This is a genomic window from Streptomyces sp. NPDC020807, assembly GCF_040641575.1.
Lineage (GTDB): Bacteria > Actinomycetota > Actinomycetes > Streptomycetales > Streptomycetaceae > Streptomyces.
In genome coordinates this window covers 89,344-105,238 of the sequence record NZ_JBFADU010000001.1, presented here as the reverse complement: position 1 = coordinate 105,238, position 15,895 = coordinate 89,344, and the positions used below count along the sequence as shown (strand labels likewise).

The window sequence follows — 15,895 nt, the reverse complement described above, 5'->3', positions numbered from 1 at the left end:
GCGAAGCCCCCCACCGCTTCGGTGGAGGGCAGCGAGACGGGACGGATCCCGCCGGTCGGTTCCTAGAACGCGTAGTCCGCGATCACCCAGGTAGCGAACTCGCGCCACTGCGCGACGCCCGCCTGGTGCGCCGGGTGCTCCAGGTAGCGCTGCAGCGCGTCCGTGTCCTCGACGGCCGAGTTGATCGCGAAGTCGTACGCGATCGGCCGGTCCGTGATGTTCCAGTCGCACTCCCAGAACCGCAGCTCCGGAATCTGCTCCCCGAGCGCCCGGAACGCCTCGACGCCGGCGACGACGCGCGGCTCGTCGCGGGAGACGCCGTCGTTGAGCTTGAAGAGGACCAGATGGCGGATCACGGAAGGCTCCTAGTTGATGAGTTCGGTCATGAACTGACCGACTCCCTGGGCGGCGCTGGCGATGCCCTCGAAGCCTACCTGGACCAGGTCCGCGGCCCGTTCGGGGGAGGTGATGATCGTGTAGAGCACGAAGCACCCGACCGCGTAGAGCGCGACCTTCTTCGCTTGCACCATCTGCCCAGCCTCCCCAGTCCCCCGCCCGTACGACCGCGCCACTCTAACCGAGGCTTTATGGACCAAGGACCCGGCGATCGGGGCCTTTCGCCGCCCCCCGGAAGGGTGACGGGCGCGCAGTATTGATGTCAGAGCCCAGAGGATCTGGCAGGAATCCGAAGGGCTCCTGGAACCGGCCCGCACTGCGGGGTCCGCGCCGCGAGCTTCCCCCCTGACTGCGGCGCAGGACTTGCTGGACCGGTTCTCATCGGGGGGAGCGGCTTGTCCCCCCGATGCCGCTCCCCCCGTCCTAGCCCCACCGACAGCCCCGGGTCGCGAGTCACATGCGCGACCCGGGGCTTTCGCGTTGCCACGAGCGGCCCCCGCCCCCCCCCGGGACCGCCGCGCCGGGACCGCCCCCGGGGCCGCCCTCCCCCCCGGGGACCGCCCCCCGGGACCCGTGGCCCTTACCCCGTACCCCTGACCTCTCCCTCCCGTCCCCCTGACTCCGAACGAGCAAGGCCCGTCGTCGGACTGCCCGCTCCTACGCTGCGGCAGTCCGTATCCCGCCCCTCCCCGTGAACGACAAGGGCCACCGACTCGATGGAGCACCAGTGATGAGACGCCCCGCATGGGCTCTGGCCGCGGCGGTGTCCGCGGCCCTGCTGTTCGGCGCGATACCCGCGTACGGCTCCGGCCTCCCCGACGGCGGCCTCGACCCGACCGCCGACGGTCCCGTCCCCGCGGCCCTCTTCGACCGGGCCGCCGCCGACGGCACCGTCCGGGTGAACGTGGTGACGCAGGCGCGCGCCGACCTGGCCGCCGCCGACGACGCCGGCACGACCCTGGTCGCGTACGACACGCTCCCGCTGGTCACGCTCAGGGTCGACACGGCGGGGCTCCAGGAGCTCAACGCCAAGCAGGGGGTCGTCCGGGTCACCGAGGACGTGCCCGCGCCGCCCACGCTCAACGAGTCCACGGTCAGGATCGGCAGCGACAGGACCGCCGCGGCGGGGAAGACCGGGGCGGGGACGACCATCGCGATCCTCGACACCGGCATCGCGACCCACCACCCGTTCCTCTCCGGCCGCGTGACCGCCGAGGCGTGCTACTCGGTCACCGACGAGCGGTACGGCGCCACGAGCCTCTGCCCGAACGGCGCCGACGCCCAGGAGGGCACCGGCAGCGCCGACGCCGAGGCCGGCCCCTGCGCGACCCTGGGGACCGCCTGCTCGCACGGCACGCACGTCGCCGGCATCGCGGCCGGAAACGGTACGGGCATCAGCGGGGCGCCCACCCGGGGCGTCGCCCCCGGCGCGAGCCTCGTCGCCCTCCAGGTCTTCTCGCGGATCGACAGCGACGACTACTGCGGCGCCGGTGCCAGCCCCTGCGTCCTCAGCTTCACGAGCTCCCAGATCAAGGCCCTGGAGAAGGTCCGCGCCCTCAAGCAGGCGGGCACGAACATCGTCGCCGCCAACATGAGCCTCGGCGGCGGATCCAACAGCACCGCCTGCGTCAACGACACCCGCAGGCCGATCATCGACACCCTCCTCGCCGAGGGCGTCGCGACCGTCGTCGCGGCCGGAAACAGCGGCTACGGCGGCGCGGTCGCCTCCCCGGGCTGCGTGTCCTCCGCGATCACCGTCGGTTCGACCACCGACGACGACCAGGTCTCCTCCTTCTCCAACCGGGGCCCGCTCCTCGACGTCCTCGCACCCGGCACGAGCATCGTCTCCTCCGTCCCCGGCGGGACGTACGCCTCGAAGAACGGCACGTCGATGGCGGCCCCGCACGTCGCCGGCGCCTTCGCGGTCCTCCGCCAGACCTTCCCGACGAAGACGGTCGCCGAGCTGGAGGCCCTCCTCAAGAGCACCGGCACCCCGATCACGTACACCGGCGCCACCACCCCGCGGATCGACCTCAACGCGGCCGTGGGCGGCACCGGCGGCACGCCCCCGCCGGTCGACCCCACCAGCCGTCCGCTCGCCTTCCGCTTCGACAACGACACGCCGTTCGCCATCCCGGACAGCACGGGCAAGAGCGTCCCGGGCACCCCCGTCGACTCGCCGATCGTGGTCACGGGCCACCCCGAGGGCGCGCCGCGCGACCTCACCGTCCGGGTCGCCTACACCCACGCCTGGATCGGCGACGTCCGCCTCGAACTGGTCTCGCCGACCGGCAAGGTCTTCCTGCTCAAGGAAGCGAACCTGAACACCAGCGGCACCGCCTACGCCAGCACCTTCACCGTCGACGCCACCGGGCAGCCCTCGGACGGCGTGTGGCGGATGCGCGCCACCGACATCGACGACGGCTCCACCGGCAGCCTCAACACCTGGTACATCGCCTTCCCGACCCCGTTCAGGAGCACCACGGCGAAGACGATCCCGGACACGGGCGGGGTCGGCTCGACCCTCAACGTCTCGGGCATCACCGGCACCGCCTCGGGCCCCCTCCAGGTGGCCGTCGACATCACCCACGGCAAGATCGGCGACCTGCAGCTGACGCTGATGAGCGCCGACGGCCGGCCCTACCTCCTCAAGCCGTACGGCTCCGAGGCCGGCGGCACCCTGAAGACCACCTACGGGGTCGACGCCTCGGCCGCGCTGGCCTCGGGCACCTGGACCCTGGACGTCCGTGACGCGGCGGGCGGCTCCACCGGACAGCTCAACGGCTGGTCGATCACGTTCCCCTCGTACGAGAACCAGACCGTGAAGCAGATCCCCGACCTCAACTACGAGGAGATCTGGACCAGGCCCACGGGCCTGGTCGGCAACGGCTCGACCCGCACGCAGGTGTACGTCCACGTCGAGCACGCCAACCTGGCCAATCTCAAGATCGACCTGGTCACCCCGACCGGCGCGCTGCTGCCGCTCAAGGGGTCCGGATCACCCGAGGGGCCCGGCGTGCTCAAGAAGACGTACACCGTCGACACGAGCGCGTACGCGGCGAGCGGTCAGTGGAAGCTCCGCGTGGACGACGTGATGTCCGGCAACACGGGCACCATCCGCACCTTCGTCCTGCGGTTCTGACGCCTGGCTCCTGACTTCTGACGTCCTGACGGCGGGCGGGCCGGATGCGTACCCCTCACGCCTCCGGCTTGCCGTCGGCCGCGATGCGGCGGAAGCCGAGGTACGGGAAGAGCGCCTCGGGCAGGACGATCGAGCCGTCCTCCTGCTGACCCTGTTCGAGCAGGGCGGCCAGGGTGCGGCCGACGGGCAGCCCGGAGCCGTTGAGCGTGGCGGCGAGCTTGGGCTTGCCGTCCTCGCCGCGGGTGCGGATGTTCGCCCGACGGGCCTGGAAGGTGCCGAAGTTCGAGACCGAGGAGATCTCGCGGTACGTGTCCTGGCTGGGGATCCAGACCTCGATGTCGTACGTCAGCTGCGCCGAGAAGCCCGTGTCGCCGGCGGGCAGCTTGATGACCCGGTAGGCGAGGCCGAGCTCCTGGAGGCACGCCTCGGCGTGGCCGACCATCTCCTCCAGCTCGGCGTCGGCCGTCTCCGGGTCGACGATCCTGACCATCTCGACCTTGGCGAACTGGTGCTGGCGGATCAGGCCGCGGGTGTCCCGGCCGTACGACCCGGCCTCGGAGCGGAAGCACGGGGTGTGGGCGGTCATGGCGACCGGCAGCTCGGCCGGCGGGATGATCTCGTCGGCGTAGAGGTTGGTCAGCGGGACCTCGGCCGTCGGGATGAGGAAGAGCTCGCGGTCGGCGACGCCGGTCTTGAACAGGTCCTCCTCGAACTTCGGGAGCTGCCCGGTGCCGGTCATGGTCCTGCGCGTGACCAGGTAGGGGACCGCGTACTCGGTGTACCCGTGGCGGCGGGTGTGCAGGTCGAGGAAGAGCGTGGCGAGGGCCCGCTCCAGGGCGGCGCCCGCGCCGCGGGAGACCGCGAAGCGCGGCCCGGACAGCTTGGTGGCGCGGCCGAAGTCGAGGATGCCGGTGGCCTCGCCGAGGTCGACGTGGTCCTTCGGCGCGAACGGGAAGGCGGCCGGGGTGCCGACGCGCCGGATCTCGACCGCGTGCTCCTCGGAGTCGCCGTCGGGGGCGGAGTCGTCCGGCAGGTTCGGGATGCTGAGGAGCAGGTCCCGCAGCTGGGTCTCGATCTCCTCCTGTCCGCCCTCGATCTCGCGGATGCGGTCCTTCAGTTCGCGGGCGCGCTCCTTGAGCTCGCCGATGTCGCCGCCCTGCCTGGCCGTCTGCTGCACCTCGCTCGCCACGCGCTTGGACTCCGCCCGCAGTTCGTCGGCCGAGCGGATGTTCTGGTTGCGCCGGGAGTGGAGGGACTCCAGCTCGGCGAGGTCCAGGGTGTAACCGCGACGGGCGAGCCGGCGAACCGCCTCGGCACCCATGTCGATGAGGGCACGGGCATCATGCATGGCGAAGATCCTTCTGAGCCTGCGGGGGTGACGGATATGCAAAACACCCCTCTGACCGTGGTTTCCCTGATCAGAGGGGTGTTGCTGGCGGTAGCGGAGGGATTTGAACCCTCGGTGACTTGCGCCACACTCGCTTTCGAGGCGAGCTCCTTCGGCCGCTCGGACACGCTACCGAGAGAGAGCTTAGCCCAAAGTCGCGCAGGCATGAAATCCGTATCGGATCCCAGGTCAGAGGGGCGGCCGGAGCCCCGCTCAGCGCTCCCGGAAGAACGCCGTCAGCTGCGCCGCGCACTCCTCGCCGAGCACGCCCTGGATCACCTCGGGCCGGTGGTTGAGCCGCCGGTCCCGTACCAGGTCCCAGAGCGAGCCCGCCGCGCCCGCCTTCTCGTCGACCGCGCCGAACACCACCCGTTCGACCCGCGACTGGACGAGGGCGCCGGCGCACATCACGCACGGCTCCAGGGTCACGACGAGCGTGCACCCCGTCAGGCGCCACTCCCCGGTCGCCTCGGCCGCCCGCCGCAGGGCGAGGACCTCGGCGTGCGCGGTCGGGTCGCCGACGGCCTCGCGCTCGTTGTGCGCGCGGGCGACGACCCGCCCGTCCGGGCCGAGCACGACCGCGCCGACCGGGACGTCCCCGGCGGGCGCGGCGGCGTCGGCCTCGGCGAGCGCGAGCCGCATGGCGTCCCGCCAGGGATCGCGTACGGGATCGCTCCCGCGTACGGGATCGCTCCCGCGTACGGGATCGCTCCCGCGTACGGGATCGCTCCCGCGTACGGGATCGGTCTCCCGTACGCGAGGGGTCTCGGGACCGGTCCCGGAACCGGTCTCGGAGTCGGGGACGGGTGCCACGGGTGCGGGTGCCACTAGCGGACGGCCTCCAGGACGTCCGCCGCGCCCACGGCCTCCGCGATCACGGAGAGCGCGTCGCTGTCGAGCGCCCGGAGCTCGCGCTCCGAGAGGCCGAGGTCCGCGAGGACCTGCCCGTCGCCCGCCGGAGCGGCCGGCACGGCTCCGGCGGCCGCGTCCGCGGAGTCGTCGTCGTCCTCGTCGGTGCCGTCGTGGAGCGGTTCCCCGTCCTCCGTACCGTCCAGGTCGAGGGCGTCGAGCTCGTCGAGCTCGGCGTCGAGGTCGTCGCCGAGGATCTCCCGCGTGAGGATCTCCCCGTACGAGGAACGGGCGGCGGCAGCGGCGTCGGAGACGTAGATCCGGGGGTCGTCCTCACCGTCGATCCGGACGATCCCGAACCACGTGTCCTCCTGCTCGATGTAGACGATCACCGTGTCGTCGTCCGAGGCCTCGCGGGCCAGATCGGCCAGATCCGACAGGGTCTCCACGTCGTCGAGCTCCGTGTCGCTCGCTTCCCACCCGTCTTCGGTGCGCGCGAGCAGTGCGGCGATGTACACCTGACTCTCTCCCACTGATCAGAGGTGTGACGTTCCGGCGGCGCGCTCCTGGTGCCCCGCCCAATCGGCATCGTGACAGAAACAGGGCGCTCAGGAGAGGTCTTCGGCTCTTGCGTCGTGCATCAGTCTGAACGACACCGCCATCGGGCGGGCGTGCGACCCCGGCGCACTCGGGGGGCGCACAGGGCGCGGCCGACCGGCTCCTCACCAGCGGAACGTCCTCATGCGCATCGCCTGTCGCATCCGCGCGGCCCGGGCGCGCCGGGGCTGCACCCGTTCGCGCAGCGCCTTGGCCTCGTTCAGGTCGCGGAGGAACTGGGCGCGGCGCCTTCGGCGCTCCGCGTCGGTCTCCGGTGCCGGCTCGCCGGCCGCCCCTTCGGCGGCTCCGTCGGCCGGTTCTTCCAGGTCGGGCATAGGCCACACCACCCCATCGCTGGGTCCCTGTGTCCCCACCTTCCCCCAGCGGCATGGGTCGACGCCAGTGCGCGGCGGGCTACTGTTGAGTCATGCGTCTCCACGTCGTCGACCACCCCCTGGTCGCCCACAAGCTCACCACCCTCCGCGACAAGCGCACGGACTCCGCGACCTTCCGCCGTCTCGCCGACGAGCTGGTCACGCTCCTCGCCTACGAGGCCACGAGGGACGTGCGGACCGAGCAGGTCGACATCGAGACCCCGGTCACGCAGACGACCGGCGTGAAGCTGTCGTACCCGCGTCCGCTGGTCGTCCCGATCCTGCGCGCCGGTCTGGGCATGCTCGACGGCATGGTCCGCCTGCTCCCGACGGCCGAGGTCGGCTTCCTGGGCATGATCCGCAACGAGGAGACGCTGGAGGCGTCCACCTACGCCACGCGGATGCCGGAGGACCTCTCGGGCCGCCAGGTGTACGTGCTCGACCCGATGCTCGCCACGGGCGGCACGCTCGTCGCGGCGATCCAGGAGCTCATCAAGCGCGGCGCCGACGACGTGACCGCGGTCGTGCTCCTCGCCGCCCCGGAGGGCGTCGAGGTCATGGAGCGCGAGCTCGCGGGCACGCCGGTGACCGTCGTGACGGCCTCGGTCGACGAGCGGCTCAACGAGAACGGCTACATCGTCCCGGGCCTGGGCGACGCGGGCGACCGCATGTACGGCTCGGCGGAGTAGGACCCGGGGGTCTCAGCACTTACCGGTCGGTACGGGCGCGGGCTTGTTCAGCGCGACGAGCGCCGCGTCCGCCGCCGCCTTCGGCGACAGCGTCTTGAAGGCGGTCCCGATGACCAGGTCCACGTCCGCCGTGGCCCGGGTGTCGGTCTTGGTCGTGGTGCCCTTCAGCTGGGTGCCGAGGACCGGGAAGGCGCCCTTGACGGCCGTGGGCGCGCCGAGCAGCAACCCCGCGCCGGGGACCTTCTTGTCGAGGGCGGCGGGGGCGTTCCCCACCTTGCCGATCTTGAAGCCGCGCTTCTTGAGTTCGTCGGCGGTCGTCTTCGCGAGTCCGCTGCGCGGGGTCGCGTTGTAGACGTTGACCGTGATCTGGCCGGGCTTCGGGAGGGCGGCGGCGGGCGGGGCGGTGGCCTTGGCGACCGGCTTGCAGTCGGCCTGCTTCCCCGCCGTGGTCTTCTTGCCCTCGTCGCCGGAGAAGACGTCGACGAGCTGGAGCGTGCCCCAGCCGGCCGCGCCGAGCACCACCACGGCGGCCCCGGCCCCGAGGATGATCCTGCGCCGACGGTGGGGGCGGCGCATGCGCGGGTAGACATCGCCCGTGATGCGGTACTTTCCGCCCATTCCGGGGGGAGTGAGCATGCTCATGAACGCAGCGTAATGCCGCCCGTGGGCGATGCCTACTGGATGATCATGTGATCGCGTCCGGATGGGGTGGAACTCCCCCGAAAGGGTCAGTCGAGTTCCAGCACGCGCGCGTGCAGCACCTGACGCTGCTGGAGCGCGGCGCGGACGGCGCGGTGCAGCCCGTCCTCCAGGTAGAGGTCGCCCTGCCACTTCACGACGTGCGCGAAGAGGTCCCCGTAGAAGGTGGAGTCCTCCGCGAGCAGGGTCTCCAGGTCCAGCTGGCCCTTGGTGGTGACCAGCTGGTCGAGGCGGACCGGGCGCGGCGCGACGTCCGCCCACTGCCGGGTGCTTTCCCGGCCGTGGTCGGGATACGGCTTTCCACTTCCGATGCGCTTGAAGATCACACGGAAAGCCTACCGGGCAAGCGGCTCCCGGCGCAGCCACGTACGGCCGATGGGATGCTGTCGTGAACCGTGACAAAAAGGAAAATGGGGTGCCGTCATGAGTGCGAGTGAGAGCGGCGGGAGCGGGAGCGGCGGGAGCGGGACCGGTACGCCGCCGTACGCCGACATCGCCGCCGGATACGCCTTCGACGGAGCCGCACTCGATCTGGGGGCCCTGCTCTGGGACGGCGCGTGTCACCCGGACGCGCCGATCCGCGTCCCCCTGGCCATGCTCAACCGCCACGGACTCGTCGCCGGAGCCACCGGCACGGGCAAGACGAAGACGCTCCAGCTGATCGCCGAGCAGCTCTCGGCGCAGGGCGTGCCGGTCTTCCTCGCCGACGTCAAGGGCGACGTCTCCGGCATCTCGGCCCCCGGCGCGGACGGCGGGAAGGTGCGCGAGCGGGCCGGCGAGGTCGGCCAGGAGTGGCGGGCGACGGGCTTCCCGAGCGAGTTCTACGGGCTCGGCGGCATCGGCCCGGGCGTCCCGGTCCGCGCCACGGTCACCTCGTTCGGGCCCGTGCTGCTCTCGAAGGTGCTCCAGCTCAACCGGACGCAGGAGCAGTCGCTCGGCCTGATCTTCCACTACGCCGACTCCAAGGGCCTCGAACTCGTCGACCTCAAGGACCTGCGGGCGGTCGTCGCCTTCCTCGTCTCCGACACGGGGAAGCCGGAGCTCAAGGGGATCGGCGGCCTGTCGACGGCGACGGCCGGGGTGATCCTGCGGTCGATCACGGCCTTCGAGCAGCAGGGCGCGGGCAGCTTCTTCGGGGAGCCGGAGTTCGACACGGCGGAGTTCCTGCGGACGGCGCCGGACGGGCGCGGGATCGTCTCGGTCCTGGAGCTGCCGGCGGTGCAGGACAAGCCGCAGCTCTTCTCGACCTTCCTCATGTGGCTGCTCGCGGACCTCTTCACCGACCTGCCGGAAGCCGGTGACCTGGACAGGCCGAAGCTGGTCTTCTTCTTCGACGAGGCGCACCTGCTCTTCAAGGGGGCGTCGAAGGCGTTCCTGGAGTCGGTCACGCAGACGGTCCGGCTGATCCGTTCGAAGGGCGTGGGCGTCTTCTTCGTGACGCAGACCCCGAAGGACGTACCGGCCGACGTCCTGGCCCAGCTCGGCAACCGGGTCCAGCACGCGCTGCGCGCGTTCACGCCGGACGACGAGAAGGCGCTCAAGGCGACCGCCAGGACCTTCCCGAAATCGGCGTACGACCTGGAGGAGGTGCTCACGGGCCTCGGTACGGGCGAGGCGGTGATCACCGTACTGAGCGAGAAGGGCGCGCCGACGCCGGTGGCGGCGACCCGGCTGCGGGCGCCGGAGTCGCTGATGGCCCCGATCGACGCGGCCGCGCTGGACGCGGCGGTGAAGGCCTCGCCGCTGTACGGCCGCTACGCGGAGGCGGTGGACCGCGAGTCGGCGTACGAGCGGCTGAGCGAGGCCCCGGCCCCGGCCCCGGCACCGGCGCCCGAAGCGCCGAAGGCCCCTCGACCCCGACAGGAGAAGTCGGAGGAAGAGGAGCCCTCACTCGCCGAACAGGTCGTGAACAGCGGGATCTTCAAGTCCCTGGCGCGGTCGATCGGGACCCAGCTGGGCCGGGAGATCAGCCGCTCGATCTTCGGGACGGCCCGCAGGAGGAGATGAGTGTTACTCGGTGACCTCGTCGTGGTCGTCGTGCAGGCCGCCGCCGCTGCCCGCGTCGCCGGTGGTCGGCACGGAGACGACCGGCTTGCTCAGGGAGGAGATGTCGTGGGCGTAGGTGCCCACGGCGTTGGCGATGACCTTGATGTTGGCGTCGAAGGCCGTCATGTTGACGTTGCTGATGTCGTCGCCCTTGGCGTGGTAGTTCACGTCGTACGCGACACCGGCCTCGCCGCCGAACTTGGCGGCCTGGGCGGCGGTCTTGATGCCCTCGGCGCCGGTGAAGGTGCCGCCGGAGGGGATGCCGACCTCGATGAACGGGCCGTAGTCGGAGCGGCCGGTGAAGTCGGTGCCCTCGTGCGGGAGTCCGCGCGAGTCCATGAAGTCGGTGATGTTCCGCTCCAGCTGGGCGGAGCCCTCGGGTCCGGCGCCCGCACCGACGCCGTCGGAGTCGTCGCCGTCGTACACGAACAGGCCGTAGTTCGGCGAGGCGATCATGTCGAAGTTGAGGTAGAGCTTGATCTCGCCCTTGTCGAGCGGGGTGAGGGTGCTGACGTAGTGCTCGGAGCCGAGGAGCCCGAGCTCCTCGGCGGACCACCAGGCGAAGCGGACCTTGTTACGGACCTTGTCCTTGGACTTGGCGAGTTCGAGGGCGGTCTGGAGGAGACCGGCCGAGCCGGAGCCGTTGTCGTTGATGCCGGGGCCCGCGGTGACGGAGTCGAGGTGCGAGCCGAGCATCACGGTGTTGGCGGCGTTGCCGCCCCGGGTCTCCGCGATGACGTTGTTGGTGGTGCGGTTCTCCTGGAGCTGGCGGATCTCCAGGGAGAGGCTCACCGGGCCCGAGGCCAGCTCGGCGGCGAGCTTCTCGCCCTCGTCGAGGGTGATGCCGCCGGTCGGGATCTTGGCGTCGGCCGCGCTGCCGAGCGTGCCGGAGAGGACGCCCGCGCTGTGGTTGTAGATCACGGCGCCGACGGCACCGGCCGCGGCCGCGTTCTGCTGCTTGACGGCGAAGGAGCAGAAGCCGCGCTTGATCAGCGCGATCTTGCCGGTGAAGGCGTCCTTGGCGAAGTCGCCGGGCTCGCAGCCGTGGCTGCCGTCGGCGTCGAGGGGTGCGGCGGCGAGGGGGGCGGTGATGCCGCCGACCGGGGTGGACTTCGTGTAGGACATCGCCTTGATGTCGAAGGGGCGCGGGGTCGCGCCGACGACGGAGGCCTTCTCGGCGAGCGTCTCCGTGTAGAGGAAGTCGAACTTCTGGTACCGGACGTCGTACCCGGCCTTCTTGAGCTGGGTGTAGACGTACGCGGCCGAGGCGTCGTGGCCGAGGCTGCCGGCCGCGCGGTTGCCGCCGGCCGAGTCGGCTATCGCCTGGAACTTCTGCAGGTGCTTGAAGGCGTCCTGACCCGTGGTCTCGCGGACCAGCTTCTTCGCCAGCTTGGCGGCATCACGGGCGGGTGCGGCCGTCGGGTCCTGCCCCGCGGTGGCGGGAGAGGCGAGGACCAGCGGGGTGGCGAGGGCGGCGGCGGCGAGGATGGCCGCGGCGCGTCGCTGGGTTGCGTTCACAGAAGTCCTTCCCGAGGGGGACGAGGTTGAGGGGAAGTTAGCGATTTCGGGAGGGTCCTGTGAACAGGTTTCGCGTAATTCCTGTCTCCTTGAGGAGGATTGACATCTGGAATTCTCAATTCCCTGACGCTTTGGGCCCTTTGGCGGCTTTGCTGGCCTTCGCCGCGGCCTTCATCTCCTGCTTGTGGGCGCGCACCTTCGCGAGCGACTCGGGCCCGGTGATGTCGGCGGCCGAGCGGTACGCGCCCTGCTCCCCGTACGGCCCGGCCGCCTCCCGCCAGCCGGCGGGCCGGACGCCGTACTGCTTGCCGAGCAGGGCGAGGAAGATCTGCGCCTTCTGCTTCCCGAAGCCCGGCAGCGCCTGGAGCCGTGCGAGCAGTTCCTTCCCGGTCGCGGCGCCCTCCCACACGGCCGCCGCGTCACCCCCGTACTCCTCCACGAGGAACCGGCAGAGCTGCTGCACGCGCTGGGCCATCGAGCCCGGGTAGCGGTGCACGGCGGGCTTCTCGGAGAGCAGCGCCGCGAACTCCTCCGGGTCGCGGGCGGCGATCTCGTGCGCGTCGAGATCGTCCGCGCCGAGCCGTGAGGCGATGGTGTACGGCCCGGAGAACGCCCACTCCATCGGCACCTGCTGGTCGAGCAGCATGCCGACGAGCGCGGCGAGCGGCGAGCGGGCGAGCAGCGCGTCGGCCTCGGGCTGCTGGGCGAGGTGGATGTCGGGGACCTGCGGGTTCGCGGGGCTCATGAGCCGATCATCACGCGGGCGCGAGGCGCCCGCGCGGCGGGTTCACCCCTTCGCGAACGGTCCCGGCGGGCCCGTCGTGCTCAGCGTCCTGCCCCGGCGAACCGGTCCATGGCGGCGAGGATCAGCCGCCCGGTCTCCTCGCCGCCGAGGTGCCCGGCCCGCTCCACGACGTGCAGCTCGGCGTCCGGCCAGGCGCGTGCCAGCTCCCAGGCGGTGACGAGCGGCCCGCCCATGTCGACCCGGCCGTGGACGAGGACGCCGGGGATGCCGGCCAGCCGGTGGGCGTCCCGGATGAGGACGCCCTCCTCCAGGAAGGCGCCGTGCGCGAAGTAGTGCGAGCAGATCCGGACGAAGCCGAGCCGGGTGTCGTCGACGCGGTCGGTGTACGGGGTCCCCATGCCCTCCGGGGAGAGGACGGCGTCCTCCCAGGCGCACCAGTCGGCGGCGGCCTTGGCCCGTACGGCCCGGTCGGGGTGGTTCATGAGGGCGGCGTAGGCCCCGACGAGGTCCCCGGCGCCTCCGGCCCCGTCCCGGAACCGCTCGCCGGCCCCCGCCCGGAACCGCTCGCCGGCCCCCGCCCGGAACCGCTCGTGCGCCTCGGGGAAGAACCGCCCGACCCCCTCGTACAGCCAGGCGGTCTCGGAGCGGCGGGTGGTGGTGACGGCGGCGATCACGATCTCCGTGACGCGCTCGGGGTGCGCCTCCGCGTACGCGAGGATCAGCGTGGACCCCCAGGAGCCGCCGTACAGCAGCCACTGCTCGATCCCGAGGTGCTCGCGCAGCCGCTCCATGTCGGCGACGAGGTGGGCGGTGGTGTTCACCGACATGTCGGCGGCCGGGTCGCTCGCGTGCGGGGTGGAGCGCCCGCAGCCGCGCTGGTCGAAGAGGACGAGCCGGTACGCGTCGGGGTCGAAGAAGCGACGGCTGCGCGGCGAGGAGCCGGAGCCGGGCCCGCCGTGGACGACGAGCGCGGGCTTGCCGTCCGGGTTGCCGGAGACCTCCCAGTGGACGCGGTTGCCGTCGCCCACGTCGAGCAGGCCCTGGTCGTACGGTGCGGAGACGGGGTGCATCCGCACGAGGGTACCGACTACCCGCGCAGGGCGAGGAGTTCCCTCACCCCGGCTTTCAACCGCTCGCTGGACAGCGCCTGTTCGACCGTGAGGTGGTGCATGAGGTCGGGGGAGAAGGGCGCGAGGACGAGGTGGGCGAGGAGGGTCGCGTCGGAGCCGGGCTTCACCTGCCCGACGAGCAGGGCGACATGGGTGTGCATGACCTGGTAGGCCCCGGTGTGGTACCGGCCGCGCGGTGCGGCGGAGTGTGCGGCGAGGAGGATCGCGCGCTGCTCGCGGGTCCGGTCGACGAGCGCGTCGAGGAAGGCGTCGAGCCGCTCGGCGGCCGGGGCGCCGGGCCCGAGCGGCGGCGGGCCGCTGATGTACGCCTCCTGGAAGCGGCGCTCGCGGTCGTCGAGGAGGGCCCAGAGGAGCTGGGAGACGTCGCCGAAGCGGCGGTAGACCGTGCCGACGCCGATGCCGCTGGCGTGGGCGATCTGGTTCATGGTGACGGCGTCGGGGCCGTCCTCGGCGACGACCTTCGCGGCGGCGTCGAGGATCTTGCGCCGGTTGCGGGCGGCGTCGGCGCGCTCGGGGGTGGGTCCGCCGCCGATGGTGGGGAGGAGCGGTTTGCTGTCGCTCATCTGCCGAGCATAACCGGAAACCGGCTAACCGGATAATATTCCGGTTAGCCGGTTTCCGGCGGACTCGGCGGACGGGAGGGGCCGGCGGCAGGGCTCGGCGCAGGCGATCGCCTAGGACCTGCCCGGCGGATCAGGGCTCGGCGCAGGCCCTAGGCCAGCGACAGGAAGAGCTTCTCCAGTCGCGCCCGCATGACGTTCGGGTCCTCGTCGCGCTTGCGCCCGTCCTCGATGTCGGTCAGGCACTGCTGGAGCCCGGTCGCGATGATCGCGAACCCGGCCCGGTCGAGGGCCCGGGAGGCGGCGGCGAGCTGGGTGACGACGTCCTCGCAGTCGCGCCCCTCCTCGATCATCCGGATCACACCGGCGATCTGGCCCTGGGCCCGGCGCAGCCGGTTCAGCACGGCCTTCAGTTCGGCGCCCGCGAGATCGAGTTCCACAACCACTCCTCCATGGATACCCCTGGGGGTAAATTTACTCCCCAACGCGGGGCAACGTCGAAGACCAGCCTCTCACTCCCGCCGCCGTCGACCCTCAGTCCTGCGTCGGTCCCACCTCGTCCACGGGCCTGATGACCACCGGATACTCCGGTGACCCGGCGGGAACGGGGCACCGGGCGACCTGTGCGGCGATTTCCGTCACACGGTCGAGAGACGCGCAGTCGAGGAGCCAGTACCCGGCGAGCACCTCCTTGGTCTCCGCGTACGGACCGTCGGTGACCACGGGCTCCCCGTCACCGTCCACCGTCACGAACCGGGTGGTGGACGGAGCCGCGAGCCCCTGCGCGTCCACCAGCTCGCCCCGCGCGGAGACGTCCTCGGTGACCGCGTTCATGTGCGCGAACATCGCCGCGAGCTGCTCCTTGCCCCAGACGGGGCTGCCGGCGGAGCCGCGCCCGGCCATCGCTTCGTAATCGGCCTGGGAGCCGCGCACCATCACGAGGTACTTGGCCATGACGACCGCCTCCTGCTTCCGTATCGGTGTCTCTCGCAGAAGAGTCGGAGCGGAGGACGGGATCTCGACACCGCGCGGAGGAAAACCGGAAAACCCGGAGAAATCACCCGGCCGCTCCATGATTCCAGGGTGAACTCACTCACCTTCCCCGCGGCGTTCATCACGTTCTTCTCCGTCATCGGCCCGCCGAAGGTCCTCCTCGCCTTCGCCGGCCTGGCCCAGGTCCACCCGCCCCGCCAGCTCCGTACGATCGCGCTGGTCTCCTCGGGCGCGGCCGTCGTCGTCGGCCTCGTCACCGGCATCACGGCCCCGTGGCTCCTGGACCTCTTCCACATCAGCACGCCCGCGCTCCAGGTGGCCGGCGGCCTGATCTTCTTCCTGTACGCGGTCGGGCTCGTCCTCGGCATGCACCTCGGCTCCGACGGCCCGCACCAGGACGCCCCGGACCTGATCAGCGGCGTGCGCGAGCTGCTCATGCCGTACATCGTCAGCCCCCTGGCGATGACGGCCGTCCTGATCGAGGCGGCGGCCCGCACCTCGTTCAGCTGGCGGTCGACGGTGGTGGGGGCGTACGTGGCGGTCATCGCCCTCGACCTGGTCTGCGTCCTGCTGCTCACCCGCGTCCTGCGCCGCACGCACCACGCGACGATCGAGCTCCTGAGCCGCCTGCTCGGCCTGCTGCTCGCGGCGGTGGGCGTGGACCTGGTCCTCGACGGGCTGGCGGACCTGGGGGTACCGGGCCTGGGGGACCGCTACTGACCGGCGGCCGCCGGCCGCCCGTCACCGACCGAACGCCGTGACCGACCACC

The 15,895-nt window shown here is 71.6% G+C and carries 18 protein-coding genes and 1 tRNA gene; 4 read left to right on the top strand and 15 right to left on the bottom strand.

Features of this window, described 5'->3' with window-relative positions; all coding sequences use genetic code 11:
• Window positions 1-62: 62 nt before the first annotated feature.
• Both AB0G79_RS00510 and AB0G79_RS00505 read right to left on the bottom strand, forming a co-directional pair.
• Window positions 63-356 carry a Dabb family protein gene (locus AB0G79_RS00510; protein WP_360797997.1) on the bottom strand — a complete coding sequence of 98 codons (294 nt, stop codon included), beginning with the start codon at window positions 354-356 and terminating at the stop codon, window positions 63-65.
• A 9-nt stretch (window positions 357-365) separates the two neighbouring features.
• A complete protein-coding gene (locus AB0G79_RS00505) occupies window positions 366-530 on the bottom strand; it encodes a hypothetical protein (protein ID WP_360797995.1) in 165 nt (54 codons plus the stop codon).
• A gap of 596 nt (window positions 531-1,126) precedes the next feature.
• On the opposite strand from AB0G79_RS00505, the gene AB0G79_RS00500 reads away from it, so the two are divergent.
• Window positions 1,127-3,538: a proprotein convertase P-domain-containing protein gene (locus AB0G79_RS00500; RefSeq protein WP_360797993.1), complete on the top strand. Its 2,412-nt coding sequence runs from the start codon at window positions 1,127-1,129 to the stop codon at window positions 3,536-3,538.
• Window positions 3,539-3,593: 55 nt separating this feature from the next.
• Here AB0G79_RS00500 and serS read toward each other — a convergent pair whose 3' ends face one another.
• The 5 genes from serS to AB0G79_RS00475 form a co-directional block, all read right to left on the bottom strand.
• Entirely contained in the window at window positions 3,594-4,886 is a 1,293-nt protein-coding gene (gene serS / locus AB0G79_RS00495; protein WP_360797991.1) for a serine--tRNA ligase, read from the bottom strand.
• Window positions 4,887-4,971: 85 nt separating this feature from the next.
• Window positions 4,972-5,059: transfer RNA gene (locus AB0G79_RS00490), tRNA-Ser, on the bottom strand.
• Between the two features lie 79 nt (window positions 5,060-5,138).
• Entirely contained in the window at window positions 5,139-5,753 is a 615-nt protein-coding gene (gene tadA / locus AB0G79_RS00485; protein ID WP_360797989.1) for a tRNA adenosine(34) deaminase TadA, read from the bottom strand.
• Window positions 5,753-6,292 (bottom strand): hypothetical protein, encoded by a 540-nt coding sequence (locus tag AB0G79_RS00480; RefSeq protein WP_360797987.1) that lies wholly within the window; start codon window positions 6,290-6,292, stop codon window positions 5,753-5,755. The genes tadA and AB0G79_RS00480 overlap by 1 nt, the downstream gene beginning before the upstream one ends.
• Before the next feature lie 204 nt (window positions 6,293-6,496).
• Window positions 6,497-6,706: a hypothetical protein gene (locus tag AB0G79_RS00475; RefSeq protein WP_360797985.1), complete on the bottom strand. Its 210-nt coding sequence runs from the start codon at window positions 6,704-6,706 to the stop codon at window positions 6,497-6,499.
• A 92-nt stretch (window positions 6,707-6,798) separates the two neighbouring features.
• On the opposite strand from AB0G79_RS00475, the gene upp reads away from it, so the two are divergent.
• Window positions 6,799-7,434, top strand: a complete 636-nt coding sequence (upp, locus tag AB0G79_RS00470; RefSeq protein ID WP_360797983.1) for a uracil phosphoribosyltransferase — start codon at window positions 6,799-6,801, stop codon at window positions 7,432-7,434.
• 12 nt (window positions 7,435-7,446) lie between these two features.
• Here the strand turns inward: upp and AB0G79_RS00465 are convergent, their stop codons facing one another.
• Window positions 7,447-8,076, bottom strand: coding sequence for a LytR C-terminal domain-containing protein (locus AB0G79_RS00465; RefSeq protein WP_360797981.1), 630 nt, complete (start codon window positions 8,074-8,076; stop codon window positions 7,447-7,449).
• 86 nt (window positions 8,077-8,162) lie between these two features.
• Complete coding sequence (locus tag AB0G79_RS00460; RefSeq protein ID WP_360797979.1) at window positions 8,163-8,459, bottom strand: type II toxin-antitoxin system VapB family antitoxin; 297 nt, start codon at window positions 8,457-8,459, stop codon at window positions 8,163-8,165.
• A 97-nt stretch (window positions 8,460-8,556) separates the two neighbouring features.
• On the opposite strand from AB0G79_RS00460, the gene AB0G79_RS00455 reads away from it, so the two are divergent.
• A complete protein-coding gene (locus tag AB0G79_RS00455; protein WP_360797977.1) occupies window positions 8,557-10,140 on the top strand; it encodes a helicase HerA-like domain-containing protein in 1,584 nt (527 codons plus the stop codon).
• Between the two features lie 3 nt (window positions 10,141-10,143).
• Here the strand turns inward: AB0G79_RS00455 and AB0G79_RS00450 are convergent, their stop codons facing one another.
• The 6 genes from AB0G79_RS00450 to AB0G79_RS00425 form a co-directional block, all read right to left on the bottom strand.
• The gene (locus AB0G79_RS00450) at window positions 10,144-11,697 is read right to left on the bottom strand and encodes a M28 family metallopeptidase (protein ID WP_360797975.1); all 1,554 of its coding nucleotides are present in this window, start codon (window positions 11,695-11,697) and stop codon (window positions 10,144-10,146) included.
• Window positions 11,698-11,812: 115 nt separating this feature from the next.
• Window positions 11,813-12,442: an HhH-GPD-type base excision DNA repair protein gene (locus AB0G79_RS00445; protein ID WP_360797973.1), complete on the bottom strand. Its 630-nt coding sequence runs from the start codon at window positions 12,440-12,442 to the stop codon at window positions 11,813-11,815.
• Between the two features lie 80 nt (window positions 12,443-12,522).
• A complete protein-coding gene (gene pip / locus AB0G79_RS00440; protein WP_360797971.1) occupies window positions 12,523-13,512 on the bottom strand; it encodes a prolyl aminopeptidase in 990 nt (329 codons plus the stop codon).
• A 17-nt stretch (window positions 13,513-13,529) separates the two neighbouring features.
• Window positions 13,530-14,135 (bottom strand): TetR/AcrR family transcriptional regulator, encoded by a 606-nt coding sequence (locus tag AB0G79_RS00435; protein WP_360797969.1) that lies wholly within the window; start codon window positions 14,133-14,135, stop codon window positions 13,530-13,532.
• Between the two features lie 149 nt (window positions 14,136-14,284).
• On the bottom strand, window positions 14,285-14,572 hold the full coding sequence (locus AB0G79_RS00430) for a metal-sensitive transcriptional regulator (RefSeq protein WP_360797967.1): 288 nt from the start codon (window positions 14,570-14,572) through the stop codon (window positions 14,285-14,287).
• Window positions 14,573-14,666: 94 nt separating this feature from the next.
• On the bottom strand, window positions 14,667-15,086 hold the full coding sequence (locus AB0G79_RS00425) for a YciI family protein (protein ID WP_360797965.1): 420 nt from the start codon (window positions 15,084-15,086) through the stop codon (window positions 14,667-14,669).
• A 129-nt stretch (window positions 15,087-15,215) separates the two neighbouring features.
• Here AB0G79_RS00425 and AB0G79_RS00420 point away from each other — a divergent pair, with 129 nt between their 5' ends.
• The gene (locus tag AB0G79_RS00420; RefSeq protein ID WP_360797963.1) at window positions 15,216-15,845 is read left to right on the top strand and encodes a MarC family protein; all 630 of its coding nucleotides are present in this window, start codon (window positions 15,216-15,218) and stop codon (window positions 15,843-15,845) included.
• The last annotated feature ends 50 nt before the right edge of the window (window positions 15,846-15,895 follow it).

What these genes read in the sequence shown, in the direction of transcription:
- AB0G79_RS00455 (WP_360797977.1), top strand. Translation starts at nt 8,557, where the DNA reads ATGAGTGCGAGTGAGAGCGGCGGGAGCGGGAGCGGCGGGAGCGGGACC.
- AB0G79_RS00475 (WP_360797985.1), bottom strand. Translation starts at nt 6,706, where the DNA reads ATGCCCGACCTGGAAGAACCGGCCGACGGAGCCGCCGAAGGGGCGGCC.
- pip (WP_360797971.1), bottom strand. Translation starts at nt 13,512, where the DNA reads ATGCACCCCGTCTCCGCACCGTACGACCAGGGCCTGCTCGACGTGGGC.
- AB0G79_RS00425 (WP_360797965.1), bottom strand. Translation starts at nt 15,086, where the DNA reads ATGGCCAAGTACCTCGTGATGGTGCGCGGCTCCCAGGCCGATTACGAA.
- serS (WP_360797991.1), bottom strand. Translation starts at nt 4,886, where the DNA reads ATGCATGATGCCCGTGCCCTCATCGACATGGGTGCCGAGGCGGTTCGC.
- AB0G79_RS00505 (WP_360797995.1), bottom strand. Translation starts at nt 530, where the DNA reads ATGGTGCAAGCGAAGAAGGTCGCGCTCTACGCGGTCGGGTGCTTCGTG.
- AB0G79_RS00445 (WP_360797973.1), bottom strand. Translation starts at nt 12,442, where the DNA reads ATGAGCCCCGCGAACCCGCAGGTCCCCGACATCCACCTCGCCCAGCAG.
- AB0G79_RS00465 (WP_360797981.1), bottom strand. Translation starts at nt 8,076, where the DNA reads ATGAGCATGCTCACTCCCCCCGGAATGGGCGGAAAGTACCGCATCACG.
- AB0G79_RS00435 (WP_360797969.1), bottom strand. Translation starts at nt 14,135, where the DNA reads ATGAGCGACAGCAAACCGCTCCTCCCCACCATCGGCGGCGGACCCACC.
- upp (WP_360797983.1), top strand. Translation starts at nt 6,799, where the DNA reads ATGCGTCTCCACGTCGTCGACCACCCCCTGGTCGCCCACAAGCTCACC.
- AB0G79_RS00500 (WP_360797993.1), top strand. Translation starts at nt 1,127, where the DNA reads ATGAGACGCCCCGCATGGGCTCTGGCCGCGGCGGTGTCCGCGGCCCTG.